This is a genomic window from Marinobacter sp. NFXS11 (genome assembly GCF_040148675.1).
Lineage (GTDB): Bacteria > Pseudomonadota > Gammaproteobacteria > Pseudomonadales > Oleiphilaceae > Marinobacter.
The window spans coordinates 300303-326169 of the sequence record NZ_JAGDDV010000003.1 but is presented as its reverse complement, the minus strand read 5'-3'; the positions used below and the strand labels follow the sequence as shown (position 1 = coordinate 326169).

Annotated in this window: 24 protein-coding genes; 15 read left to right on the top strand and 9 right to left on the bottom strand. The window is 56.5% G+C overall.

What is annotated here, in order from left to right; genetic code table 11:
- Positions 1-54 precede the first annotated feature (54 nt).
- The 3 genes from J3362_RS17155 to J3362_RS17145 all read right to left on the bottom strand — a co-directional run bounded on the left by J3362_RS17155 (position 55) and on the right by J3362_RS17145 (position 3095).
- Positions 55-456, bottom strand: a complete 402-nt coding sequence (locus J3362_RS17155; RefSeq protein WP_041645035.1) for a PA2779 family protein — start codon at positions 454-456, stop codon at positions 55-57.
- Between the two features lie 106 nt (positions 457-562).
- Entirely contained in the window at positions 563-1627 is a 1065-nt protein-coding gene (locus J3362_RS17150) for a hypothetical protein (RefSeq protein WP_349521393.1), read from the bottom strand.
- A 19-nt stretch (positions 1628-1646) separates the two neighbouring features.
- Positions 1647-3095, bottom strand: coding sequence for a phospholipase D family protein (locus J3362_RS17145; protein ID WP_349521391.1), 1449 nt, complete (start codon positions 3093-3095; stop codon positions 1647-1649).
- Positions 3096-3254: 159 nt separating this feature from the next.
- On the opposite strand from J3362_RS17145, the gene J3362_RS17140 reads away from it, so the two are divergent.
- From J3362_RS17140 to J3362_RS17130, 3 genes are read left to right on the top strand one after another with little or no spacing between them, the layout of a single operon-like run.
- Positions 3255-4907, top strand: coding sequence for a serine/threonine-protein kinase (locus J3362_RS17140; RefSeq protein ID WP_349521389.1), 1653 nt, complete (start codon positions 3255-3257; stop codon positions 4905-4907).
- Positions 4907-5662: a protein phosphatase 2C domain-containing protein gene (locus J3362_RS17135; RefSeq protein WP_349521387.1), complete on the top strand. Its 756-nt coding sequence runs from the start codon at positions 4907-4909 to the stop codon at positions 5660-5662. Before J3362_RS17140 ends, J3362_RS17135 begins: the two co-directional genes overlap by 1 nt.
- Positions 5663-5672: 10 nt before the next feature.
- Entirely contained in the window at positions 5673-6023 is a 351-nt protein-coding gene (locus J3362_RS17130; RefSeq protein ID WP_008175962.1) for an FHA domain-containing protein, read from the top strand.
- A 21-nt stretch (positions 6024-6044) separates the two neighbouring features.
- Here J3362_RS17130 and J3362_RS17125 read toward each other — a convergent pair whose 3' ends face one another.
- Both J3362_RS17125 and J3362_RS17120 read right to left on the bottom strand, forming a co-directional pair.
- Positions 6045-6791 carry a glutamine amidotransferase gene (locus J3362_RS17125; protein ID WP_349521385.1) on the bottom strand — a complete coding sequence of 249 codons (747 nt, stop codon included), beginning with the start codon at positions 6789-6791 and terminating at the stop codon, positions 6045-6047.
- A 37-nt stretch (positions 6792-6828) separates the two neighbouring features.
- Entirely contained in the window at positions 6829-7554 is a 726-nt protein-coding gene (locus tag J3362_RS17120; RefSeq protein WP_349521383.1) for a YebC/PmpR family DNA-binding transcriptional regulator, read from the bottom strand.
- Positions 7555-7776: 222 nt separating this feature from the next.
- On the opposite strand from J3362_RS17120, the gene J3362_RS17115 reads away from it, so the two are divergent.
- Entirely contained in the window at positions 7777-8370 is a 594-nt protein-coding gene (locus J3362_RS17115) for a tetratricopeptide repeat protein (protein ID WP_349521381.1), read from the top strand.
- A 179-nt stretch (positions 8371-8549) separates the two neighbouring features.
- Positions 8550-9005 (top strand): hypothetical protein, encoded by a 456-nt coding sequence (locus tag J3362_RS17110; protein WP_349521379.1) that lies wholly within the window; start codon positions 8550-8552, stop codon positions 9003-9005.
- Between the two features lie 77 nt (positions 9006-9082).
- Here J3362_RS17110 and J3362_RS17105 read toward each other — a convergent pair whose 3' ends face one another.
- From J3362_RS17105 to J3362_RS17095, 3 genes are all read right to left on the bottom strand, one after another.
- Positions 9083-9883, bottom strand: a complete 801-nt coding sequence (locus J3362_RS17105; protein ID WP_349521377.1) for an oxygen-binding di-iron domain-containing protein — start codon at positions 9881-9883, stop codon at positions 9083-9085.
- Positions 9884-10030: 147 nt separating this feature from the next.
- On the bottom strand, positions 10031-10459 hold the full coding sequence (locus tag J3362_RS17100; RefSeq protein ID WP_349521375.1) for an SRPBCC family protein: 429 nt from the start codon (positions 10457-10459) through the stop codon (positions 10031-10033).
- 103 nt (positions 10460-10562) lie between these two features.
- Positions 10563-11438 (bottom strand): AraC family transcriptional regulator, encoded by an 876-nt coding sequence (locus tag J3362_RS17095; protein WP_349521374.1) that lies wholly within the window; start codon positions 11436-11438, stop codon positions 10563-10565.
- Between the two features lie 161 nt (positions 11439-11599).
- Between J3362_RS17095 and J3362_RS17090 the strand changes: the two genes are divergently transcribed.
- The 10 genes from J3362_RS17090 (at position 11600) to J3362_RS17045 (ending at position 24620) form a co-directional block, all read left to right on the top strand.
- Positions 11600-13093: a CoA-acylating methylmalonate-semialdehyde dehydrogenase gene (locus J3362_RS17090; protein ID WP_349521373.1), complete on the top strand. Its 1494-nt coding sequence runs from the start codon at positions 11600-11602 to the stop codon at positions 13091-13093.
- A 93-nt stretch (positions 13094-13186) separates the two neighbouring features.
- On the top strand, positions 13187-14353 hold the full coding sequence (locus J3362_RS17085) for an acyl-CoA dehydrogenase family protein (protein ID WP_349521372.1): 1167 nt from the start codon (positions 13187-13189) through the stop codon (positions 14351-14353).
- A gap of 62 nt (positions 14354-14415) precedes the next feature.
- Positions 14416-15195: an enoyl-CoA hydratase gene (locus J3362_RS17080; protein ID WP_349521370.1), complete on the top strand. Its 780-nt coding sequence runs from the start codon at positions 14416-14418 to the stop codon at positions 15193-15195.
- A 33-nt stretch (positions 15196-15228) separates the two neighbouring features.
- Complete coding sequence (locus J3362_RS17075; RefSeq protein WP_349521368.1) at positions 15229-16299, top strand: enoyl-CoA hydratase/isomerase family protein; 1071 nt, start codon at positions 15229-15231, stop codon at positions 16297-16299.
- Between the two features lie 126 nt (positions 16300-16425).
- Positions 16426-17313, top strand: a complete 888-nt coding sequence (gene mmsB, locus J3362_RS17070) for a 3-hydroxyisobutyrate dehydrogenase (protein ID WP_069184229.1) — start codon at positions 16426-16428, stop codon at positions 17311-17313.
- Positions 17314-17505: 192 nt separating this feature from the next.
- Positions 17506-19626, top strand: a complete 2121-nt coding sequence (locus J3362_RS17065) for a type VI secretion system Vgr family protein (RefSeq protein ID WP_349521367.1) — start codon at positions 17506-17508, stop codon at positions 19624-19626.
- Entirely contained in the window at positions 19623-20417 is a 795-nt protein-coding gene (locus J3362_RS17060; RefSeq protein WP_349521366.1) for a DUF4123 domain-containing protein, read from the top strand. Before J3362_RS17065 ends, J3362_RS17060 begins: the two co-directional genes overlap by 4 nt.
- Entirely contained in the window at positions 20417-22534 is a 2118-nt protein-coding gene (locus J3362_RS17055; RefSeq protein WP_349521365.1) for a LysM peptidoglycan-binding domain-containing protein, read from the top strand. The genes J3362_RS17060 and J3362_RS17055 overlap by 1 nt, the downstream gene beginning before the upstream one ends.
- 13 nt (positions 22535-22547) lie before the next feature.
- Positions 22548-23507: a formylglycine-generating enzyme family protein gene (locus J3362_RS17050; RefSeq protein WP_349521363.1), complete on the top strand. Its 960-nt coding sequence runs from the start codon at positions 22548-22550 to the stop codon at positions 23505-23507.
- A gap of 150 nt (positions 23508-23657) precedes the next feature.
- A complete protein-coding gene (locus tag J3362_RS17045) occupies positions 23658-24620 on the top strand; it encodes a formylglycine-generating enzyme family protein (protein WP_349521362.1) in 963 nt (320 codons plus the stop codon).
- A 267-nt stretch (positions 24621-24887) separates the two neighbouring features.
- Here J3362_RS17045 and J3362_RS17040 read toward each other — a convergent pair whose 3' ends face one another.
- Entirely contained in the window at positions 24888-25772 is an 885-nt protein-coding gene (locus tag J3362_RS17040; protein WP_349521361.1) for a formylglycine-generating enzyme family protein, read from the bottom strand.
- Positions 25773-25867 lie beyond the last annotated feature (95 nt).

The following is a 25867-nucleotide window of genomic DNA, read 5'->3' as shown; positions in this document are numbered from 1 at the left end:
TCAGCCTGCTGGATGTCGCTTCTAGAGTGGAAAAAATGACAGCCACTGCTCCCGCTATCGAATGCAGTTCACGAACGGGAAGACGTTCGTAGCACAGAGCATATCGGTGATAATGAATACCAGCAGGAACAACACAATGATGCCGACCACATCCTGCCCTGCAGGGGCCTCGGCGAGCTGACGTTCAAAATCCGCCAGTTCCGCGGGCGTGAGGTTCTGAATGCGTTCCTTGACCTGGTCCTGGCTGACCCCAAGGTCTGCCAACTTGGCCTGCACATCCTGTCTGTCGAGCATGCTGATCAGCTCCTGCCGGTCCAGCTGAACCTGTTGTTGCCCGATCATTTCGCCGGTTCCAACCATTCCGGCGGTAGCGGTGGCCGACCAGACGGAACCTAGGGCCATCATCATGGCCATAAAAAAGGAAACATACCTCAAGTGCTTGCGAATGCCTGACATGGGTCACTCCTGTTCGTTGGCTACTTCCGGTGTAGCGGTTTGTTAGTCATCTTGCACTAACCGGACGATAAAACAGTCGGTTGCGTTCCCTCAACATACGAATCGTTCAGGATTCACAAACCTGCAGCTTTCGCTCCGGCCAATGGAGTATAGCCGAGCGTGCGACCATGCGGCTGGCAAGGTCTGGGTACGCCTGGCGGATAACGTTGGCGCCGAACTCTGCCAGGAACGCCGATTTCAGCTCTGCCCGGGCCTTCTGGGTGCCCGGTTCCTGGTAGGGCGCGGAGCAGAGCAGCAGGAAACCATCGTCCGGAACACGGCCATTATCCATGTTGCTCTTTATGATTCCGGCGGCCTGGCGGATGGGATGGGACAGATCCGGGCTGTAGGGGCCGATGATCAGGGCTACGTTGGGTGCGTGCAGGAAATCGAACCCCCTGCCGAGGCAGATGACCCACTCCCGGTGCTCTATGTTCAATTCCCGGTCAAAACGCCGAATCTCGTTCACGTGCCGGATATTGCCCTCAACCAGGGGCAGCAGATCACGCTGAACCGGTTCCGGCATATCCGGACAAAGGGAGGCGATTTCGGAGGCCATATCGGCAAGTCTCGACACAGGAATGGTAGACAGATCCAGCGTTCGCTCCTGGCTACCGTGCAAAACCAGTGCATCCTCGTCGCTCTCGAAACCACATACCAGGGGATAGACCGTTCGGTGGCCGTTTCCGAACAGTTTTTCCACCTGGCTCCGGATCTGGAACGCATGGCGCATGGCGGCCTCTCGGTCGCAGTCGAAGCCGGCGCAGCCCCGTTCCCGTGAACCTTTTGAATAGTGGTAGGTAATGATGATCAGCACCCGTCGTCCCTGGGTTACGGCTTGTTGGACCGTGTCCGCCAGCATGTCGCCGAGGTAGGGCCAGCCAAGCTCAAAGATCCCGCCAAGGTTCCTGAACGGGTGAATGACACCAAGAGGCGTTTGGGTCACGTAGGGCAGGTGGATGCGGCCATCCATGCACTTCATGGCAATGATCTGGGTATTGTGCTCTGCCAGGTAGCGCTGCCTGGCCAGATGGTTTTCCGGGCTGCAAAAGCTGGCCGAATGGGCCCGGCTGAGCTCCATCAGCCAGTCGATACGCTCTGCGATAGGGCGCGCATGCACGGGTGTTGTCATGGCTCTTGTCCTGTTCTGTTCAGAAGGTCGACAGGCCGGTCGCCTCCATAATCCGGTAGCGCCAGTAGCGAAGTCTGGATTCGTCGGCCCAACGCTCGTAGGGGAGGCTCATCACCGGATCGTCGCCAGGGCCTTTTTGCCATTGCTCGTCAAAGAATCGCCGGGCTCCGCTCGCAACCTGTGACTGCTCCAGCACCGATACCCAGACATCGGTTTCGAGATTCAGATCGTCGAGATTGCGCCGGGTAAAATTGGCCGAACCCAGGAGCAGTTCTGTTGCGCCGTTTTCTCTCGCCAACATCAACAGTTTAGTGTGGCATTGCTCACCCAGGGTATTACACCAACGTACCGGAACGCCCGCGCGAACCAGTTCCATGGCGACCTGCCTGTTGGGAATGCCACTCTTCTGGTGGCCGAAGGCCTCGTTGTTGGCATCAAGCAGAACTCGCAGCGCAGCGCCCCGTTTGGCGGCGCCGACCAGGGCTTTGACAATATCGCGATGTGAGAGATAGAACATGGCCAGGTCCAACTGATCGCCAGCTGAAGACTCGTGAATCATCGCCAGAGCCTGGTCGAGGATGGCTGATTCGGTCAGCACTGCCACCCGTGGCATTTCAGGTTTGTCGGATTTCGCCGTACCTTCGGAAGCCTGGCTGATCCGTTCATCGATCAGGCTGGTGTCCGCTCCGGACATGGCGAGAACGGCCCGTTCGCTTTTCAACAGATCAATGACCGCCGGCCCCGTGAAGCTCAGCCCCAGGTTGCTGTGCCGGCTGCTGCCATCGTGAGGGTTGGCCGAGGTAACGATGGCCCTCAGGGAACCCGCCTCATCTGCTATCACAAGCTTGCGATGGTTGGCCTTGAAGTTCAGCAGTGCGAGATAGCTTCGAAGGGTTACAGGCTTGGTGCCCAGGGCGTTGTCCAGCCAGCCACCGTCCTGATTGTTGCCGAACCACTGGCAGCACAGCCGCCAGATCGAAGACCAGGTGGGATTGCTGTCCCGTAGCGGGCGGAGTGCCGTCTCCACAACCGGAATGCCACCATCGCGCAGCGCTTCAAACCAGGGCGAGGTCGTGCCGCCATACATGGTGTTCAGGGGGTCGGAGATGACCGTAATGGATAGCTCCGGCTTCTCCGCTTTCCTGGCCAGCAGGGCTTCTGTGAGCTGCTGAGCCAGGGGGCGGTGGGCTACATCCTCCGGTCCGGTGCTGTTGAATAGAAACATGTCGATGAGAATGAACTCGTTGGCTTGTCCGATAAGCCGGAACACCTCGTCGAAGATTTCATGGTCTCGCTCTTCCCGGCCCTCCTGATAGTGGCGGGTGACGTCAGTCAGCAGGACGGGTTCCTCCAACGGTATCGCGGTTCCCCGATAGCTGATGCCTGGCGGCAGGGGCTTTTGAGTGTGGTAAAGGCCGATGCCGGCCAGGGTGAGCAACAGCAGGAGAATCAGTAACTTCAGTGTCATGTGTGTATTTCCATCATCCCTGAGGTAAACGACGGCATAACTATACGTGACCTCTCTCTCAGGTAAACAAACACTTACAAAAAACACCCCGGTCGTTGTATCGAAGTTCCGCCACGCTTTCTAAACTAGTCAGATCAACCATTTATAACAAAGTTGCCTGTGAACGCCATACTCTCTTTCATACCGCGCCTGTTCAGTCTGCGGGCCGTGATTCTCGTTCTGGCTGTTGTGTTTGCCCTCATGGGGGACCAGCTTGCCCTCGTGGGCTGGGCTGACCGTGCGCTGTTCAGCATTCTCGGCGTGCCTGAGGGCGCTACCCCGGCTACGATTCTCCCGCAGGAGGCATTCGGGCCGGCTATGGCTGATCGGGGGCTTTCGGAACCACTCTGGTCCGACATGGCAGTGACCGCCGGGCTGGCAATTGCGGCACTGTATCTGGTGCTTGCAATTCCGGCGATGGGCGCAGCCGTTTCCCTGCCTGTCACTCTTTTGCTTGGTGGCTCGCTCGTGGTGATCCAGGCGGCTTTGATGTTCTACCGCAACGCCTGGGTGCCGTTTGGCGTGGTGCTCACGTTGCTGGTGGTCGGTTATGTGGTGATGCTGTTCTGGCTGCAGCCCCGCAAACACATCCGTGCACTTACAGACAATGTGCGCGATGCGCGGCTGAAACTGGCCAAGGTGTTTCTGCAGCAAGGCCATACAGACGAGGCCCTCGAAGCGCTGGATCGCTGCCCCGACTGTGAGAGCGAGATCGAGCTGCGCTACGACGTCGCCATCCAGCAGGAGCGCAAGCGCCAGTACGACAAGGCGGTCGGCACCTACCGCAGTATCCAGGAACGAAAGAAAGGTTTTCGGGATACCCCCGCCAGGCTGGCGGCACTGGAAAAGCTCGCGCCGGATAATTCGTTGATGCAGGCCGGCAGTTTCGATAATACCCGCACCCTGTTGATGCCCGAGCCTTCCGTGAGTCGTCCGACCCTGGGACGGTACGAGATCGAGCGGGAAATTGGCCGTGGTGCCATGGGCGTGGTTTATCTGGGCAAGGATCCGAAGATTGCCCGGACCGTTGCGATCAAAACCCTCAGCTACCAGGCGTTCGACGATGGCCAGCTTCAGGATCTCAAGGAGCGATTCTTCCGGGAGGCAGAAGCCGCTGGCCGCCTGAGCCACCCGGCTATCGTCACCGTTTATGACGTTGGCGAGGAGGCAGACCTCGCCTATATCGCCATGGACTATGCGAAAGGGCGTCCGCTCAGTGAATTCGGCAGAACCGGGCGGTTATTGCCCTTGCCCAAGGTTCTGGATATTGTTGCCCGCGTGGCGGACGCCCTGGCCTACGCCCACAGCCAGAAAATCGTCCACCGCGACATCAAGCCCGGGAATATCATCTTCAATCCCGACAATGGCGACATAAAGATCACCGATTTCGGCATTGCCAAGATCTCCGATGACTCGCGAACCCGCACCGGCGCGGTAATGGGCAGCCCATTGTATATGTCGCCGGAGCAGTTGAAGGGTCAGAAGGTAACCGGTGCCTCCGATATCTACAGCCTGGGCGTAACGCTTTACAAGCTGGTGAGCGGCGAAACGCCCTATCAGGGCGATACCCTGGCCAACCTGACCTACCAGATTCTCAACAAGCGCCCACGCAGCGTCCGCGAGTTCAACGCGGATCTGCCAAACGGCGTGGTCCGTCTGATTAACAAGGCTATCCAGCGCGAGCCGGACAAGCGCTTTGCCAGTGCCGCCACCATGGCCGAGGCCGTGCGTCGTCTGGCCGTTCGTGAGGCTGGCCAGGAGGTGTCGTCCTGATGCGATATCACGTTGCCGGCCAGAGTCATCGCGGGGCCGTCCGGGAATCAAACCAGGATGTGGTGGACTGGCGGATCAATGATGCGGGTGGGCAGGCGCTGTTGGTTGTTGCAGACGGTATGGGCGGTCACCAGGGAGGCGAGGTTGCCAGTCGCCTTGCGGTTGATGCCATCATCGAATTCCTTGAGCCTGAAATTGCCGATGCCTCGAGCGGCACCACGGATGCGGATATCCGGGAAAAACTGGATCGGGCCTTCAGGTTGGCCAATGAGCGGATAGGGAGTCGCCGCACCGGGGATCCAAGACTTGAAAAGATGGGCACGACACTGGTGGTGGCCTGGGTGAGTGGCAACCAGGCGCATATTGCTCACATTGGCGATTCCCGTTGTTACAGCCTGCGTGGCAGCCAGGCGCTGTGTCTCACGCGGGACGACACCGTGGTCCAGAACATGCTGGAAGACGGCAGCATTACCGAGGCTGACGTGCCCAATGTGCCGTTCCGGAATGTGCTGACCAGAGCGGTGGGAGCGGAAGAGCAGGCAGGCCCCAGTTATCGGCGTGAGACACTTGTTGAGGGGGATGTTCTGCTGCTGTGTTCCGATGGGTTAACTGATTCAGTTCCGGAGTACCGGTGGCTTGAAATCCATAAGGAAAGTGACGGCATGGAGCGCACGGTTCAGGCACTGATTGATGCTGGCCTGGCAAACGAGGCCGGTGACAATGTGTCTGTGGTATTACTGACGTTGGAGTATTGAGGAAACTGACATGGCTTCGCTTTCGCAACTGGTGGATAACGTTGTTGTTAACACCTTTGAACTCGGGCAACCGGAAACGCGCATCGGTCGGCGCCCGGACAACGATATCCAGATTGATGAAATTTCTGTGAGCGGCCAGCACGCCCTGATAGAAGCGGTGCCCAATGCCTATCTGGAAGGTACGGTGGATTACTACATTACCGACAGCAACAGCACCAACGGCACTTTTGTGAACGAATTGCGGGTTGCTGACCGCCAGCGTCTTAACAGCAACGACATGGTGCGCATTGGCTGGAACGAGTTCCGCTTCATCGATGAAGAAGAGCAGGCAATGGAAAAAACCGCCTATATCCTCGACTGACCGTGACGGTTGGCCCGCGAATTAACGGATCCGATCCTGAACAAATCTGCTGAAACGGGAAAGCAGCGAGGACGCATCCGGCGCTGGCTTCACGCCGGCGATCAGCGCCTCCGCATCGAGCCCCTCCCGTGTCAGGTCGGGCGCCTGGACCTTCAGGTAGGCGCTCATAATGGTGTCCGTGAACTCCGGATGGAACTGCACGCCCCAGGCGCAGGGACCAATTCTGAAAGCCTGATGAGGCTCGAACTGGTTGCGTCCCAGCAACACCGCTCCTTCAGGCAGGCGCAGCACGGACTGCCGGTGTGTCAGCTGGGCAGGAAATTTTTCCGGTAGCTCCCGGAACAAGACATCGGAAGCGGCCTCGGGAAGGAGCTCAACCTCGTGGGTGCCGGTTTCCCGGCCATTCGGATGGTAACCAGCTTCCCCGCCCAGCGCGTGGGCCAGCAACTGGTGGCCATAGCAGACACCGAGCACCGGCACTTCGCTTCTGACGGCTTTTACCAGCCAACGGCCCGCGTTCTCGCTCCAATCGGCCCGATCGCTCACCATGGCAGGGGAGCCAGTCACCACGATGCCGTCCCAGTCTTCCGGATTCCCCGGCAGTTCACCGGCCTCGGCATTGGCAACGGTAATATCCAACTCGTCTGACAACCCGCGCAGGAACCACTCGTCAAAATCGCCAAACCTTGCCCGAATGTCCGGGTAAGTGGTGCCTGTTTTCAGGACCACCACGCGCGCCTTGCGGTTTGTGGGAGCGTTCTGTTGCATGGTGCTATCTTCCTGCGCGGCCGGAGGCCCGGGTTGTTTACTGCTCTGGCAGTTCGGCGTTGTGGAACACGTTCTGCACGTCGTCCAGTTCGTTCAGCATGTCGAGGAATTTCTCGAACATGGGGATGTCGTCGCCTTCCACCATTGTGGTGGTTTTGGGCAGGAACTGAATTTCATCCACTTCAAAATCGATGTCTTCGATTGCGTCCACGATTGCCTGGCGAGCCTTGGCGTATTCGGTGTTCGGTGTGAACACGGTGATCAGGCCATCTTCATTTTCGATGTCAGTGACATCGACATCCGCTTCCATAAGTGCTTCCAGAACGGCTTCTTCATCCTCGCCCTTGAACACGAAAATAGCGCTATGGTCGAACATGTGAGACACGGCGCCCGGGGTGCCGATCTTGCACTTGGTCTTGGTAAATGCCAGGCGCACGTCACCAAAAGTACGGTTCGGGTTATCGGTCAGGCAGTCCACGATCACCATGCAGTTGCCCGGTCCGTAGCCTTCGTAGCGAGCCGCAGCATAGTCTTCGCCGGCGCCACCCTTGGCCTTATCGATGGCCTTTTCGATGACGTGCGAAGGCACCTGGTCTTTCTTGGCCCGCTCGATCAGTCCGCGCAGGGACAGGTTGGCCTGGGGATCGGGGCCTCCGGACTTGGCGCTCATGTAAATTTCGCGGCCGTACTTGCTGTAGACCTTGGTTTTCGCCGCAGCCGTCTTGGCCATGGATTCTTTGCGGTTCTGGTAGGCTCTGCCCATCTGCGCTGCCTCTTGGTTCTCTGGAAAAGGCCGGATTTTACTCAACATTGCCGGTTTGGGACAGGCTTATTTGGTCCCTGTTCCGGGATGGTTTTCACGATCCGCCAATACCAAGGTGCCAGCAGGACAGCACTTTTGATGCACAGACCGATCGGCAAGCCACTGCTAGCGTGAGAGTACAACTGACAGGCGTCGGGGAGCAGAATGCAAAGACAAAGCGCAATGCATACAATGGTTCGGATGCTGGTTCTGTGCCTGATCTTTTTATGCTCGTTCGCGAGTGCCGGAGGTAACGAGAACGGCGATCAGGACCAGGTGGCACGGGACATGATCCGGGTTCTCAACGCTTATGTCGTCTACAAGATGGGGCAATATGAATCGGCCTTCGAGCAGTATCTGGAGCTGGCAGAGGAGGGCAGCCGCCAGGGCATGCTGAATGTGGCCAACATGTATGCCCAGGGGCAGGGCGTGGAACAAAGCCAGGAGAAAGCCTTCCAGTGGTACCTGCGGGCAGCCGATAGCGGTGATTCCATCAGTATGGTCGAAGTGGCCATGGCCTATGAAGAGGGCAGAGGAACCGTCCTGGATAAAAACGAGGCCCTCAGCTGGTATCGCCGAGCTGCGGAAGCGGGAAACAGTGATGCCCGCTGGCGGCTGGGAAAGAACTTGTATGAACAGGGGAGGATCGCTGAGGGGCTATGTTTGATCAGGATGGCTTCAACGAGCGGTCAACCCAGTGCGCATCAGTTTCTTGCTGGCCTTGCCGACAGCTTACCAGCGGCGCCAGGCCGGCGTGAGCCGGATGCCTGTTTGTAGAAATGAATAGAGGGTGAATTTGTGTTCATGAAGGGCCGGAATTGATCTTGGTCAGATTTCTGACGGTATCTCCGGGAGTATGCTCGAACTATGGAGCTTCCGCCCTAGAGCGGATACCCCAGGTTTGATCAGCAGTTCCCGAAGCCGGGGATTTCCGGGCTGATAGTGGAGGTGCGCTCATGAAATTAACAACTTTGTACTCGGCATCATTGGCAATGTGCCTGATGTTGCCTCTGTCCTCTTCCTTTGCGCAGGATCAGGACCGGGACATGGACCAGACGAGGGATCGCCTGCAGACCCAAACTCAGGACCAGGAAATGGATCGTGACGGTTACCCCATCTCCGGCTACGGCATGATGTCTGAGCAGGAAAGGGCGCAGTTCCGGGAGCAAATGCGTTCAATGACGCCCGAGCAGCGGCAGGCATTCCGCCAGGAGCATCATCAGCGGATGGTCGAGCGTGCGCGCGCCCGTGGTATTGATGTGGAGAACCTGCCACCGACTGCTGCTGGTCAGAAAAAGGGCCAGGGCGCGGGCATGATGAATGACGGCGAGAAAGGCATGATGAATGGCGATGGAATGAACAAGTCGCAGGAATGGAAAAAGAACGGCGGAGGAAGTGGCGGCAAGCAGTAAATCCAGAAAAGCGGATACTGGTAATTGCAGTCATCTCTTTGAAAGTGGCAGCCTTGTGGCTGCCACTTTACTCCAGACTAGACGTAATCGACCGGGCGCCGATAGTTGTCCTGGGTCATCAGGTCGATGCCGCACTCCATGTCGCTGACCCATTTCAGGAACCGATCAACCATAACCGGTCCTTCAAAGCGTTTGCCGTGCTGGGGAACGATCATCGCGACATCCATTTCGCGAACCATGTTCGCCCACAGGCGACAAACTTTCTGGGAAGCGATGTAACGGCGGTGGAAGCCGATCATGCTGGGTATGTGTTTGTCGAAGTCCTTCACTGGCAGGTGGTCATCGTCGCCACCCATGGAGGCGCCGAGGTCACCGGAGAACAGAATTTTGGAGACCGGGTCATAGAACTGCAGGTTGCCCACCGAATGCATGAAGTGGGCTGGCAGACACTGAAGATAGGACTCGCCAAACTTCACATTGGCACCCGCATCGGGGATGCTGATGATGCGGTCGTAAACGCTGCCACTGAGCTGGTTGGTCACGTAGCTGGAAACAAGGTGCGGAAGGAACCGGGCCCAGAGCTTTGAGGTGACAATTTTGGCGCGGGTATGAACGATCCATCGGTCGATTGCGCCGATAATGTCCGGGTCCTGGTGAGAGGCGAACACGTAATCCATGTCGCGAATGTTCATATAGCGTGAGGCGGCAACCGACAGCGGCGTGTAGGTCAGGTCGCCGCCCGGATCGATCAGTGCTTCGTGTTTGCCATCGACAATCAGGAACTGGTTGGACTGGACGCCCTCGCCGGTTACCAGGGAATCGAACATCAGGCATTTATGGTGTCCGTCATCGAACAGGACAATGGGTTCGGCTGCCATTTCGGTCTCCCGCAAAATACAGTTTGATCCGGCCGGAATGGCCGGATATTGCAAGCTGCGCGGAGATTACAAAATTGACAAAAGCCAACTCTTGCCTCAGGTCAATTCTCTGATATTCCTCAAGTAACGATTTGTTGTTGCCGACTCTCAGGCAAGCTGTGGTACCCGTTTGATCCCGCGGCGAATGCCCTGTTCCAGGGCGCTGCTGACGACCTTACCGGTGAACGGTACGATGTCGTCAAAGGTGATGGTGTAGTTCACCCTGGTGTGCCCTTCCGGTGTGTCCTCGAAGCGGATTCTACCCAGATGATTGCGGATCGGGCTCATGCTGGTGATGGTGTATTCGATCAATGAATCCGGCTCGAAGCTGGTCACCGTTTCTTCCAGGCCGACCGGGCCGATGCCGATCTTGCGAACGGAACCAATGCCGTTGGGATCAGCCTGATCGCTGTCCTTGATTCGTTTGACCGGCGCTCCCAGCAGTTTTCCGAAACGGTAATGGTCGGCGAACAGGGCGAAGACTCGTCGTCGGGGTACCTCAAAGGTTTCATCAATTTCAATGGTGTACATGGCCATGGGCTCACTCTTTTTGTCATTCGATACCCCCAGCCTAACCCCTTGGCTCCTACAACAAAAGTCGTAGAAGGCGGCAGGTTTTAATCTGGCCCGGGTTGACCGTTCAGTGTCGGGCGGTATGCCGGTAGTCCCGGGGTGATTGGCCCATTACCTTTTTGAAAAGTCGGGAAAAATAGTAAGCATCGTCATAGCCCAGGCGTCGGCTTATGTCTGCGAAGCTCAGGCTGCTGGTGTCCAGCATCTGGCAGGCGCGTTCCACCTTCAGGTGCAGGAAGTGCTGGATCGGAGAGGTGCCGGTCTGTTCCCGATAGCGGGTTGCGAAATGAGCCGGTGAAAGGCCGGCAAGATCGGCCAGTTGCTCCAGGCTGATACGCTCATCCAGATGCTCCCGCATATAGTTGTGGATGGTATCCAGTTCGGCCTGCCGCTCGTGCCCGGTTTCGTCGGCATTAATAGGAACTGCCGCCAACAGTTGCCGAAGCCGGTTGGCCGCATGGATCAGGCCGCGGGCCCGGAAACCGGTCTGTCGCACCGATAGCAGGCCATTGAAGTCAACCAGAAGCCGGGGTTGTCGGCCCAAATGACGAATCCGGGTCGGGCCGTCGAAACCCATATAATGTTGAAAATCCTCTGCCAGTGGCCCCGTGTAGTGCACCCAGTGAATGGTCCATGGGTTATCCGGATCGGCGGTATAGCGGTGGTTGGCGCCGGCGGGCAGGAGCAGCAGGTCGCCAGCCTCCACTGTATAGGGCTCCCCGTCGACGTTCAGGAACGCCCGGCCTTCCGTGCAATAGATCAAAAGATTGTCGTGATGGTGCTCCCGGTGCATGTGATGGCCGACGGCGCGCCGGTAGTGGCCGAACGCCAGCGGATAGAGATCCCGGGTAAGTGGATGGCTCGCGAGTAGTCGAATGATCGGCTCAGGCACCACGTAGCGAATGCTGTCTTTTGGCACCGGCCACTGTGAGGTTTGGGTCATTTCTGGTCTTGTTTGTTTGAGCTTTATCGAAAGATAGTCCATTACGGGCGAAATTTAGTCAATCACCCCTTGGTCGATCCCGTGCTAGCCTTTGGTTAAACGTGGCCGCAACTCTACGGTTCCGGCCGGCTTCCCGCACAAAAACAAACAGGGACATCAACATGAAAAATGTACCGCTGTATCTCGCAGGTGAATTCGTCCAGAGCAGCACCAATGACTGGATTGACGTCACCGACCCCGCGACCAACGAAGTAATCGCCAAGGCTCCGTGTACCACGGATGCCGAAATGCGCAAGGCCATCGACAGCGCCGGTGAAATGTTCAAGACCTGGAAGGAAGTTCCGGTCTCCGAGCGTGCCCGTGTCATGCTGCGGTATCAGGCCCTGCTGAAAGAACATCATGATGAAATTGCCGAAATTCTTTCCAAGGAAACCGGTAAGACCTTTGACGACGCCAAGGGCGATGTCTGGCGTGGTATTGAAGTGGTCGAGCACGCTGCCAATGTCGCCTCCATGATGATGGGCGAAACCGTTGAAAACGTGGCCCGTGAGGTGGATACCCATTCCTGGATCCAGCCGCTGGGTGTGTGTGCCGGTATTACCCCGTTCAACTTCCCGGCCATGATACCGCTGTGGATGTTCCCGATGGCCATTGCCTGTGGTAACACCTTTATTCTGAAGCCGTCCGAACAGGACCCTCTGACACCCACGCGCCTTGCCGAGCTGTTTGAAGAGGCTGGCGCACCCAAGGGCGTCCTGCAGGTAGTTCACGGCGGCAAGGAACAGGTCGATGTTCTGCTGACCGACCCCGCCATCAAGGCTGTCTCTTTTGTAGGCTCTGTGCCGGTCGGTCGTTACATCTACGAAACCGGTACCCGCAACATGAAGCGTGTACAGAGCTTTGCCGGTGCCAAGAACCACATGGTGATCCTGCCTGATGCGGACAAGCAGCAGGTCATCAACGCCCTGGTTGGTGCCTCTGTGGGCGCAGCCGGCCAGCGCTGCATGGCCATTTCCGTCGCTGTGTTCGTGGGCGAAGCCCAGCAGTGGATTCCGGAGCTGAAAGAAGCCATGGCGAAAGTACGCCCCGGCGCGTGGAACGATTCCGGTGCCAGCTATGGCCCGATCATCTCTGGCAAGGCGAAAGACCGTATTGAATCGTTGATTGCGACCGGCGAAGCCCAGGGCGCCAATCTGCTGCTGGACGGTCGCGGTTGTACCGTGGACGGACTGCCCGATGGCAACTGGGTTGGCCCGACGCTGTTCTCCGGTGTAACCACCGAGATGGACATCTACAACGAGGAAATCTTCGGTCCCGTGCTCTCCTGCATGGAAACCGACACCCTCGGTGATGCCATCGAGCTGGTAAATAACAGCCCGTACGGCAACGGCGTCTCCATCTTTACCAGCTCTGGCGGTGCCGCGCGTCGCTTCCAGCATGAGATCGATGTGGGCCAGGTGGGTGTGAACATTCCCATCCCGGTACCCCTGCCGTTCTTCTCGTTCACCGGCTGGAAGGGCTCCTTCTACGGGGATCAGCACGCTTATGGCAAGCAGGCGGTTCGCTTCTACACCGAAACCAAAACGGTGACCTCCCGCTGGTTCTCCAGTGAAGCGACCAGCACAGAAGCCAACTTCTCTATCCAGTTGCGTTAATTGCGTTGAAGGTGGGGTATTTGGGCCGGAACCTGTTTCCGGCCCCTTCTTTTCCCCTTTCAATGCCAAGCCCCTACTATCTGGAGCGTAACGATGGATTTTAACCTCACAGAAGACCAGCAGGCGTTTCGCGAAGCAGCCCGGGCGTTTGCGGAAAAATCCATGGCGCCGTTCGCGGCAAAGTGGGACGTCGAACATATCTTCCCGAAAGACGTGCTCAAAGAAGCCGGCGAAATGGGCTTCATGGGTATGTACACCCCCGAAGCCCTTGGCGGCATGGGTCTGTCCCGGCTGGATACCTCGGTCATCGTGGAGGAGCTCGCTGCTGCGTGCCCTTCAACCGCCGCGTTTATCACCATCCACAATATGGCTACCTGGATGGTCGCCAGCTTTGCGTCGGATGATCTAAAGCAGGAAATCGTGCCTAAACTCGCCAGCGGCGAATGGCTCGCCTCCTACTGCCTGACCGAGCCGGGTGCCGGCTCAGACGCGGCCAGTCTTCGCACCAAGGCGGTGCGGGATGGCGACAGCTATGTGATCAATGGTAGTAAGGTATTCATTTCCGGCGCTGGCGAGACCGATGTGCTAGTGCTCATGGCCCGAACCGGAGCGCCGGACTCCGGCTATAAAGGCATTTCTACCTTCGTGATTCCCGCAGATGCCGATGGCGTTTCCTACGGTAAGAACGAAGAGAAAATGGGCTGGCACAGCCAGCCGACCCGGATGATCAGCCTGGAGAATGTCCGCATTCCGGCCAGCAACCGAGTTGGTGACGAGGGCGACGGGTTTGCCATCGCCATGAAGGGGCTCGATGGTGGGCGTCTGAATATCGCCACCTGTTCCCTCGGTGGTGCCCAGGCGGCTCTTCTCCGTGCCCGTAACTACATGCACGAGCGGGAACAGTTCGGTAAGCCGCTGGCGGCTTTCCAGGCTCTGCAGTTCAAGCTGGCCGACATGGCCACCAACCTGGTGGCCGCCCGGCAGATGGTTCGTCTGGGCGCGTTCAAGCTCGATAACTCCGATCCGGAAGCCACACTGCACTGCGCCATGGCCAAGCGGTTCGCCACCGATGCCTGTTTCGAAGTGGTCAACGAGGCGCTGCAGCTTCACGGCGGTTATGGCTACATTCGTGAATACCCGCTTGAGCGCTATCTGCGTGACCTGCGTGTGCACCAGATCCTGGAAGGCACCAACGAAATCATGCGTCTGATTGTTGCCCGTCGCCTGCTCGATGACGGCGTGGCTGAGGCAATTCAATAAGCATAAAAATGGGGTCTGATGAAATCGTCATCCGACTCCATTTTCAGTATGAGGAATAACAAATGAGTGACCTGATTCAGCTCGAAAAACGCGGACATATCGCGGTACTGACCATCAACAATCCACCGGCCAACACCTGGACGAAGGATTCCCTGATTGCCTTGACGAGCATCGTCAAGGAACTGAACGAAGACCGGAATATTTTTGCCCTGGTGATGACCGGCCAGGGCGAGAAGTTCTATTCCGCCGGCGCCGATCTGAAAACCTTCGCCGATGGCGACAAGGCCCGGGCGAACGAGATGGGCCAGCTTTTTGGCGAGGCCTTCTCTACGCTGCAGCGGTTCCGCGGTGTTTCTATCGCGGCGGTGAACGGCTACGCCATGGGTGGCGGCCTTGAGTGCGCCATGGCCTGTGACATCCGCATTGCCGAAGAGCATGCCCAGATGGCACTGCCCGAAGCAGGCGTTGGCCTTTTACCTTGTGCCGGCGGCACCCAGAACCTGCCCTGGCTGGTGGGTGAAGGCTGGGCCAAACGGATGATTCTGTGTGGTGAGCGCGTGAAGGCTGACAAGGCGCTGCAGATCGGTCTGGTGGAAGAAGTAGTACCGTCTGGCAAGAGCCTGGAGAAAGCGCTGGAACTGGCGGAAATGGCATGCCAGCAGAGCCCGTCTTCCACGGCCCGTTGTAAGACACTGGTGATGAGCGCCCGCGATGGCCGCAGCCATGACGATGGCTGGCGCATGGAGCGTGAACTGTTTGTTGAGCTGTTCTCCACCGAAGACCAGAAAGAAGGCGTGAACGCGTTTCTGGACAAGCGCAAACCGGAATGGAAAAACCGCTGAAGCCGGTTCGCAAAGCTGGCTCAAGGACCTGTTATGAGTGATCAACCCATTATTTTTGAAGAATGGAAAACGGGCGACGGCGCGCTGATTGCCGTGGCCCGACTGAACATGCCCAAGACTCTGAACTCTCTGTCTCTGGAGATGATTCGGTTGCTGACACCGCAGTTGAAGCGTTGGGCGGAAGATCCAGCTATCCAGGCCGTTTGGCTGGAATCAGAAGGCGATAAGGCTTTCTGTGCTGGTGGCGACATCGTAGCGTTGTATCGCAGCATGACTGAGCCCCAGGGAGCCAGTGAAGGTGAGGCTTTCTTCACCGAGGAATATGAGCTGGATTACCTGATCCATACCTTCCCGAAACCGATCGTTTGCTGGGGTCATGGCATCGTGATGGGTGGCGGCATGGGCATTATGGAAGGGGCCTCGCATCGTGTGGTTACCGAAGGCTCGAAGCTTGCCATGCCCGAGATCACCATTGGTCTCTACCCTGATGTGGCGGCGGGCTGGTTCCTTAACCGGACACCTGGCCGTACCGGCCTGTTTCTTGGGCTAACAGGTGCCCGTCTCAATGGTGCCGATGCGATCTTTACTGGCCTGGCGGATCGATTCATCCGGCACGATCTCAAAGCGGATGTGGTTGCTGAGCTTTGCAAGCGCAACTGGCAGGATGAGGGCGCTCACGCCGTCGTCGGTAGTGTGCTCAGACAGTTCGAGCGTGAGAGCGCCGACGCCATGCCAGAATCTCCGGTGCGTACCCATTTTGATGAGATCAACCGGGTCACCGATGCCGACTCCCTTGAAGCGACCGTCGATCAGCTGAAAGAGCTGTCCGGTGGCGACGGCTGGGTGGCGAAAGCGACCCGCTCCCTGGCGGGTGCGTCACCGACCTCCCTGGCTCTGGTCTGGCGTCACCTGCACGGCTGCAAACACAATAGCCTGAAAGAGGTCCTCGACAAGGAACTGGTGCTCTCCACCAAGTGCCTGACCAAAGGGGAGTTTGCAGAGGGTATCCGCGCGCTTCTGATCGACAAGGACCAGCAGCCCCGCTGGCGCTATGCGACCCTTGCCGAGATGGACAGCGCGTGGATCGACGATTTTTTTAAATGATAGCCGGCTGGGTTGTCGGATTACGCTTTGCTAATCCGACCTACCCGGAGCGCAACCAAACCGTAGGTCGGATTAGCAAAGCGTAATCCGACAAACATCCAAACTATAAGAACAAGGAGAATGAACATGGCAAAAATCACCTTCATCGGCCTCGGTAACATGGGCGGCCCCATGGCCAGTAACCTGGTAAAAGCCGGCCACGAGGTCACCGTATTCGACCTATCCAAAGACGCCGTGGCGGCTCTGGTGTCCGAAGGCGCAAAAACCGCAGATACCGCCCACGAAGCCGCCAATGGCGCTGAATGTGTCATCACCATGCTGCCTGCCGGGCAACACGTGGAAGCTGTCTACCTGGGTGATGATGGCCTGCTGGCGAAACTGCCTGCTGGTACTCTGGTTATCGACTCCTCCACCATTGCTCCGGAAACAGCGAGGGGCGTGGCCGAAGTGGCACGAGCCAAGGACATCCCGTTCCTTGATGCGCCGGTATCCGGCGGCGTCGGTGGTGCCAAGGCCGGAACGCTGACCTTCATTTGTGGCGGCTCGGAAGAGGCCTTTAACAAGGCCAAGCCGATCCTCGATGCGATGGGCAAGAACATCTTCCACGCCGGGGATCATGGCTCCGGCCAGGTGGCCAAGATTTGCAACAACATGCTGCTGGCCATCCTTATGTCTGGTACCAGCGAAGCGCTGGCACTGGGTGTGAAGAATGGGCTGGATCCGGCGGTGCTCTCGGAAATCATGAAGCAGAGTTCCGGTGGTAACTGGGCGTTGAACGTCTACAACCCCTGGCCGGGCGTGATGGAAGGGGTACCTGCGTCCAGAAATTACGAGGGCGGTTTCCTTGTGAACCTGATGACCAAGGATCTGGGGCTGGCATTCGACAACGCCGTCAAAAACCAGGCCTCCATTCCCATGGGCTCTCTGGCTCGCAACCTGTTCCAGCTTCATGCGGGGCAGGGCAATGGCAGCCTGGACTTCTCGAGTATTCAGAGGCTCTACAAGCCCGAGTAATGCGCTATCGGGGCCAGATGAAACGCTTCATCTGGCCCCAGTCATATTCGCGTTTTTGCGACCAGCCGCTGGATTTTCAGAGTCGCTGCTGGTACTTTTGCCGCGAGTTGTTGTTCGGTAGCCCAACCAGGGACTTGGTTGGCTAAAGGCTGCCGGGAACAGGACATAACCATACCTTCAAGGATTGAAGATATGCCCCAGGCAAGCGGATTGCAGTTCACCGCCCGTGTTGGCGGACTCCCCTCCGATTTATTTTCCGTGGTTGGCTTCGCACTGACCGAGCGCCTTTCCGAGGTATTTCAGGGTCGTCTTGAGCTGGCCAGTACCGACCCATCGATTCAGGCAGCAGAGATCCTGGAGCAACCGGTTGATCTTGTTCTCTGGCAGGACGGCGTGCCGCTCAGGCGGTTCACCGGTGTGGTCAACGAATTTGTTCGTGGTGATGCCGGCCACCGGCGTACCCGCTATGAACTGAGTGTCCAGCCGCCGCTCTGGCGCCTGGGTCTGATGCACAATAGCCGGATCTTTCAGACCCAAAGCACCGAGGCCATCGCGCGAACCTTGCTCGAAGAGCGCGGCATTATCGACACAGTTTTCGACCTGAAGCGTACACCAGAACAGCGTGAGTACTGCGTTCAGCATCGTGAGAGCGACCTCGCCTTTTTCGAACGCATGTCAGCTGAAGAGGGCTGGCACTATCGTTATGAACACGGAAGCGTGGACGCGGACACACAGCCGGCGCTTGTAATCGCCGACCATCATGGCGACGCTCCTAAGCTGGAGCCGGCAGAATATAACGCCAAAGCAGGCGGCAGCACCCGGCGACCCTCGGTTTTTCGATTCCGTTATGAAGAGCGGGTGCGGGTCGCTTCCGTAGCGATGAAGGATTACACCTTCCGGAATCCTGCTTATGCGCTGATGCATGAGCAAGCCAGCGGCGATCTGAAACACCGGGAGGACTATCAGCACTACGATTACCCCGGCCGTTTCAAGGCCGATGCCAGTGGCCAGCCGTTTACCGAAGCCAGACTGCAATCCCTCCGCAATGATGCCAGCACCGCATCCGGTGAGAGCAATCGCCCGGACTTCAGCGCCGGCGCCAAGGTTGAACTGAAGGAGCACGACAGCGACGCCCTGAATCGGGAATGGCTGCTGACCGCAGTCACTCACACCGGCACCCAGCCCCAGGCCCTGGAAGAGGAGGGCGGCAGCGAACCCACCACCTATCACAACCGGTTCAATGCCATACCTGCAGACCTGACCTGGCGTCCCCGAACGCCCCATCGTCCTCTGATGGACGGCCCGCAAATTGCGATTGTCACAGGCCCGGAAGGCGAAGAGATCCACTGCGATGAACATGGCCGGGTCAAAGTCCGTTTCCCTTGGGATCGCTACTCGAAAAATGACGAACACAGTAGCGCTTGGCTCCGAGTCAGTCAGGGCTGGGCCGGTGGCCAGTATGGCTTCATGGCCTTGCCACGAATCGGCCACGAGGTAATTGTCTCCTTCCTGGACGGCGACCCGGACCAGCCTATCATCACCGGGCGAACCCATCACATCACCAACACGCCACCCTATGGGCTGCCGGAGCACAAAACTCGCACCACCCTGAAAACCAAGACCCACAAGGGCGAGGGCAGCAACGAACTGCGGTTTGAGGATGAGGCGGACCAGGAACAGATCTACGTCCACGCCCAGAAAGACCTGGACCTGCTCACCGAGAACAACCGCACGGAAGTGATTCGGAACGACAGTCATCGCACTGTCGAAAACCACGATTTCGCTCACGTGAAAGGCAATGAGCACCGCACCGTTGATGGCGAACAGCGCGAGTCTATAGGCCGTGATTACAGCCTATCGGTAGGTGGTAGTTTTCACAGCAAACAAGGCAAAAACCAGCTCGTTGAAGCCGGCACCGAGATCCACCACAAAGCGGGTTTGAAAGTCGTAATAGAGGCGGGCGCCGAACTCACGCTCAAAGCCGGTGGCAGCTTTCTGAAGCTGGATCCCAGCGGTGTCACGGTTTCCGGGCCTTCGGTTCGCATGAATTCTGGCGGCGGTCCGGGGAGTGGAAGCGGGGTGTCGGCCCAAGATCCGGCGCTTCCGGCTAGCCTGAGTGAAATTGCCGATACGAATAAACCGGCACAGCTCGCGGAAACCGACACCCGGGCTTTAGCCGGTCCGACTCCAAGTTCGGTGCAGGCCCTGAAAACGGCGGCCAGGAACGATGTTGCACTGGTCAAGCAGTGCGGCCGCAAGCCGGATGGCACCTGCGCACTTTCATCCTGTCCATGCGAGGGTGCGACTGCATGATAGGGCTGGATGAGACAACCAGAGGTAAAGCCTACCTTCTTATGGACAGCGCATTGTTCGATGCACCGCGCTTCATTTACGAGAATGACGATCAGCCCGAGCTGGAATATCTTTTCCTGGGCACGCACCATGAGCCGGCTTTGAAGGTCACCCCATGCCTGGTCAAACCTTCCGAGGCCACGCGCCTCTGGCGAGCTCAACCGGAGTGGCAGGATAAAGCTGTTGTCCTCGTGTCGGATGAGTGCATGCCCGTTGTGGCGGGCCATTTACGCAGCCTGCTCAGTGTGCAGTTGCCGGAGGGGGGATTTTCCTATTTGCGCTTTTACGCACCGAAGCAGCTTCAGCGGCTGATGTCTGCCCTCAATGAGCAGGAGCGCACCCGCTTTAGCGGGCCGGTCAGGGAGTGGTTGGTCTTCCAGCCAGACGGCGAGCTATCCAGATTCGGGTCAGACGGCTCGCAACCCGCCAGAAAAGCCGTTGATGAGGGCTGGTTTCTGCTTACTGATACTCATGTGGCGGCGCTGGCACGGAGTGCCAGGGAGGAGTTTGTAGAGAAGCTGGGCCGGTTCCTCGACATAAAGGATCAAGCACGGTTGGAGCAATGGATCGGTGATGCAACCGCGCTGGGATTTCAAACCGAAAAGGATGTGAGCCGTTACGCCGAGCTTGCCTTGGTTCACGGGGAGCGGCTCAAGCTAGCCGAAATTCAAGCCATCCTGTCTGATCCTGAGCTCTCGATCGGCGCGCGTCTAAAAGCAGTAGATACCCATTTGGCATACGGAGTTGCCTGATGAATTCTGAATATACCGTTCGCTCTGGCGACACCCTCAGTGCGATTGCACAACGGCATCAAACGACCCTCAGCAGCCTGATGCGGCTGAATCCTGAAATTGATAACCCGGATCGTATCTTCCCCGGACAGCTGCTCAAGCTACCAGCTGCCAACGAGGCTGAATTTTCTGGCTGCGAAGTAGGTTCTGTCGCCCAGGAGCCATCCTGTTCCGAAGAAATCGTGGAAGTCGTTCACGTAACCGGAGCGGACGAGCTGATTCTTCTGACCGAGGCGGAATTGGCGGAGTGGGTCGAAGAAGAGGAATTTGTTTGTGGTCCGATAACCGAATTCTACGGGAAGCTTGACAGGCTTGATCCAGGCGAGACGGACTCCGAATTGGGCGCGACCGAAGGCCAAGGGCAGTTGCTTTCGGAGGTACAGAAGGAAAAAGAGCGGCTGATAAACGAGCTTGAGGCACGCTCAGTCCTGACCACCGACATGCAATCCATCCCACCGATTACTGAGATAAAGCGGTTGGCTGGCAACAAACACGTCACTTTCGTGCGCTCTGACAAGATCGCGAACCACCCTCGCCGGTATTCGATGGCATCGCGAGACAGGGAGCGCAGTAAGGGTTGGCTAACCGAGAACGGCGTTGATCCGGCTAAGCTACGAGATGCTATCCGAAGCGAACTTAACATCAAGTTCAACGCAACCCTCTGGGAGCCGGATAAAAATGGCGCGCTGATGACGACGTTGAACAAGTTTTACGATGAGGCATCCTGGTCCATCTGGGGAGACGCGGAAGCCAGGCGGGAAGCGGTCGATGAAACCGGGTTTGATGCCTCCGCAGAAGCACAGTTCATGCGCTTTGCTGCCGGTGCGGCAGCTTCGGGTGAATTTGATCCGCGCAAGGGGGAAGTGCATTTCCAGGCGAAAGCGGAAGCGCAGTATGCCCTGGCGCAGGGCAAGGTTGGTGTTGAGCAGGCGTTTCCGGTGAATAACCGGTCCGAAATCCGGATTCCTTATCGGGTTGGAGGCTGGGATGGCGAGCGCAAGATCGCGTCGCTCGGCCATTTCCAGGCAGCGATCAACGCCTCGCTGACCGGGTTTGCCGGCGCCTCTGCGCTCGTGGCTGCCAACGTTGAGGTGTCCACCAGCGATGGCCTTCCCAAACTCAAGGGTATTGCCGCCCGAAAGCATGGACAAGGGGCTGGCATGGACGCGGGTGTGTTTGCCGGGGTTCGTGGTGGTTGTGAGGTTTCTGGTGAGCTGCGCTGGAAGGATGTGTTAACGGAGGAGAGAGAGTGGGACAGGCTTTGTGTCATTGGACAGAAAGTTGAAGGTGCATTAGGTGGAGGTGCTGAGCTTAACGTTCGGTTGGAATTCAGTCGCGTCACTGGAAAGTTTTATATCAATGTTCATGCGGGGCTAGTTTTCGGTGCTGGCGCGTCGGGGAGTTTCTTGTTGGAGATCGAAACTCAGAAAATATTGCGGATGCTTCACTTCGTTTATAACGCTCTGATGGATGTCGATTTTCGGTATCTTGAGCTTTTCGATCGCGATACAGAAGCTTTTGATTGGTATCGGCGTATGAGCTTGTTCGCTCTGGCTCGGGGGCTTACGGCATTAGAAGTGGCCCAAGGATTTGCGGACACTTTGGTGGATGGGGTTGTAGATTATATTCATGCCGTGTTTGTTGACCGCCATCGAGAACAACAGGGCAGCGAAATTGCTGAGAATGTAGTTCAAGATATTACAGTTAAAGATAGTTCGGTCTTTCTGCATTCTCCGCCTGAGGTCAAAGGCGTAATTCTGGACAATATCCTTTACGACTGGTGGCTAACGCCCGATATCTGGAGTGATGACGATATTAAAATTCAAGCCGTGAATTTGATTCTGAAATCGTTTCAGGGATGGCGTGATTTCGAGGAAACGGTGTTACGAATGAATCCGCAAGGCTTAGCCCGGCTGGATGAGTTCGAAAATAACCTCGACCGACTGTTTGACTTCATAGGCAAGAATAAATCGGATCAGCATCTCTTCATTCGAGGCTTGAAGGACCAGGTGGCCGTCGCTGACAGGCCGGTAAGAATGGATCCGTTTAATGTTTGTCGTATTTGTAGGATTGGTTAAGGAAACTCAGTGGATGTTGACAACTGAACGGTTGAAGGTGATTGGTCTGACGGTAATGCCGACTTTCTTGGTGGCATGTGGTGGTCTTGGTGGTGCTGATGGTGATAGCTCTGTATCCCGTATTGTGGGAAAAGCTATCGAGAATCAGGTTTTTGTTGAAGGCGGTGAATTTGAGCTTGGAGACGTGGGTCGCCCCGATGGATCTGCGTACGTGACTTTGGTCGATCATAGTCGGCCGGTAATTGAGGTAAAGGTCGATAGCTATTCAATCTCACGCTACGAAACTACTTGGGGCCAAATGAGGGTGTATTACGAAGCTACAGGGCGACTTTCTCAATATGAGGCGTCACCGTTCAAGCAACGATATGTAACCTCGCCAACTGACGATCGTTTGTCACCTTACTTCCGAAACAAGCCTGCCAGAGTGCCCAATTATGGAGAGGCCGAAGGCTATTGTGACTGGTTAGCTCAGGAGACTGGGTTGCCTTTTGCACTACCGACTGAGGCGCAATGGGAGTACGCGGCCAGAAGCCGAGGGCGTGAGGTAGCCTACGCGACAGACTCCGGTGAAGTGCAAAAAGATCCATACTTGCGGCGCCCTACAGAGTACGTGGACCCGTCGATTCCTCCCTCCGGCAACACTTTGATCCATTCTTCGCTTAAATTTGAGCGCCGGCCGGTTGGCAGCTACCCCCCAAATTCCCTGGGCCTCTACGACATGACTGGGAATGTCGCTGAGTGGACGCAGGATTGGTTTCAGGAGGATTACTACGAGCAAGCTCCCAGAGATAACCCCAGTGGGCCCGAGAAGCCGGCCAATCCAGACAGGCCAGAAAAAACCGTAAGGGATTGGGGAGGTCACGGAGATAGCATGGGGGGAGCAGGAACAGTGTTTATGCGGGCGGGTGTGCCTGTATCGGCCTCAGGAACGGGCTTCCGCTGCGTCGTCAATTATCCTGAGCCGATAAATTAAATAAGGGCGGGAGATCTTTGCAATGAATCACGGATGGGCTTCGGTTCATACACGGTTGGCAAGACCGGTCTGCTGTATCAACAAGACATCCGGAAAAGAGCTTGCTGGCACTTACCAGGTTTTTGGGGTTGGGTAAAGGAGATGTAAGACTTGTTGAGCTCAAATGGACTCAATGGATCCGGTCTTATCTTGGTTTCATTGATGATGGTTGCCTGCGCTGGATCTAAGGCCAGCAGTAGGCAGGGAGAATCAGCGGAACCAACAGTCCAGCGGGCCATACGAAATCAAGTTTTTGTCGAAGGCGGCAGCTTTAAGCTGGGCGATGTGGGACACCCAAATGGTTCGCCTTATGTAGTCTTAACGGATCACGCTCGGCCTGTTGTTGAAGTGAGCATTGACAGTTTCTCCATATCCAAATACGAGACTACTTGGGAAGATATACACGCCTACTATGAAAATCTTGGACGCTTTTCCTTGTATGAGGGCTCTGGCTATGACGAGCAATTTATCGTTGAACCGAGCGAAGATCCTTTGTCTCCCTACTATTATCTTAAGCCTGCTAGAACACCAAATTACTATGAGGCAGACGGGTACTGCGCCTGGTTAAGCGACCAAACCGGTTTACCCTTTGCTTTGCCAACGGAAGCTCAGTGGGAATACGCTGCCCGAAGCCGGGGCAAGAAAGTGCCTTATGCAACTGATACTGGGGAAGCGAATCCTGATACTTATTTGCAGAGGCCTAGGCAGTATATTGATCCAAGTATCCCTCCATCTGGCAATATGCTTAGCCATGATTTCACTGTAATGGAGCGTCGCCCGGTAGGGTCCTATCCGCCGAATTCAATTGGTATTCATGATATGACTGGCAACGTCGCTGAATGGACTCAGGATTGGTTTAAACCGGATTTTTATGCGGAGGCCAGGTTTGACAATCCAAGAGGGCCAAAGAACCCGCTAGACCCCGAAAAACCTAAGAAGACTGTTCGAGACTGGGCTGGAATGGGTGGTAGCTTTGGCGGCGGAGGTACCGTTTTTGCAAGAAGCGGGGGATCTGTTGACTCCGGGAGCATCGGCTTCCGCTGCGTCGTCAATCATCCTGAGCCGATAAACTAGGGAAGGGCAGGAATCGAAGCAATAGATAGCATCATTCGTTTTGTCGATGATTTTTACGTTGGCAGAAAGCGCGAAATCGAAGGAGCGGAGCTTGCAGTAAAAGTGTTAAGTGATTTCCAATCGAGAGAAGGTTCATTGTTCCTGCTCACCGCCTGAGGTAAAGGGCATAGTCCTAGATAATATTCTCTACGAATGGTGGCTTATACCTGAGGTTTAGAACGACCAAGATGCGAAAATTCGAGCTGTCACCGAAATAGTAAATTCGTTTCAAGGGTGGCGCGATTTTGAAGAAACTGACCCTACCCAAGAACATCTGAATCCGCGGCTTTTGGCCGCCAGTGTCTCAGATCCCTTGAGACGAGTTACGGTTGTGTTTCCTTCAAACTCTTCATAGTGGCCCCCTCGAAGGACCCGGTAGGAAAACCCTTCAAAGATATCAGTTTGTCCCACGGCAGGCCCTTTGGGGTTATCGATTGGAGATCTCTGATAATAATCATTTGAATATTTATCGCCAACCCATTCGCCAACGTTGCCAGACATGTCATACAAGCCCAGAGCATTTGGTGGAAATGCGCCGGGAGGGTTTGGTAGTGCGGCTTTTGCAGAAGGGTTGTAGCGGCTAACTTCAATCTTGGCCGCCATCGTGACATCCTCAATTGCGTCTCCACCCTCGGTGGCATAAGGAAGCATTTTGCCCCGGTCGCGCGCAGCGTATTCCCACTCAGCCTCTGTGGGTAGTCGGACCTCTTTACCGGTATGGTTGCCCAACCAGACGCAGAAAGCATTTGAATCAACCCATGAAGTGACCGCTGGTAATGCGTTGTCAAAACGCTCCGGCATTTCATCTTTCATATCTTTGTACCGGCTGTCTGAGGGTGTGTATCCCGTAACCGCCATGAACAGCTCGAAATCCCCTTGTGTCACTTCGTATTTCTGAATATAAAAATCATCAACGATGACACGGTGTGCCGGAATGGTATCGCTGCGAACACTCCACCCCCCGGGGTTCCCCATCATAAACTCCCCACCTTCCACAAAAACAATGGCGTCCATCTGACGCTGAATCATGTCTTTTGCCTGGGACTCGTAATAAAGGCTACAACCGGAAAGGGCAGAAGTGACAACAAGAGAAGAAAAAACGAGGTAACGCATGCTTGCTCCGTGCAATGGGGTTAACACTCCATGTGTTGGGAATATTCTATCAACTTGCTTGGAGCAACAGAATTACCATCGAGATAGTTTGTATG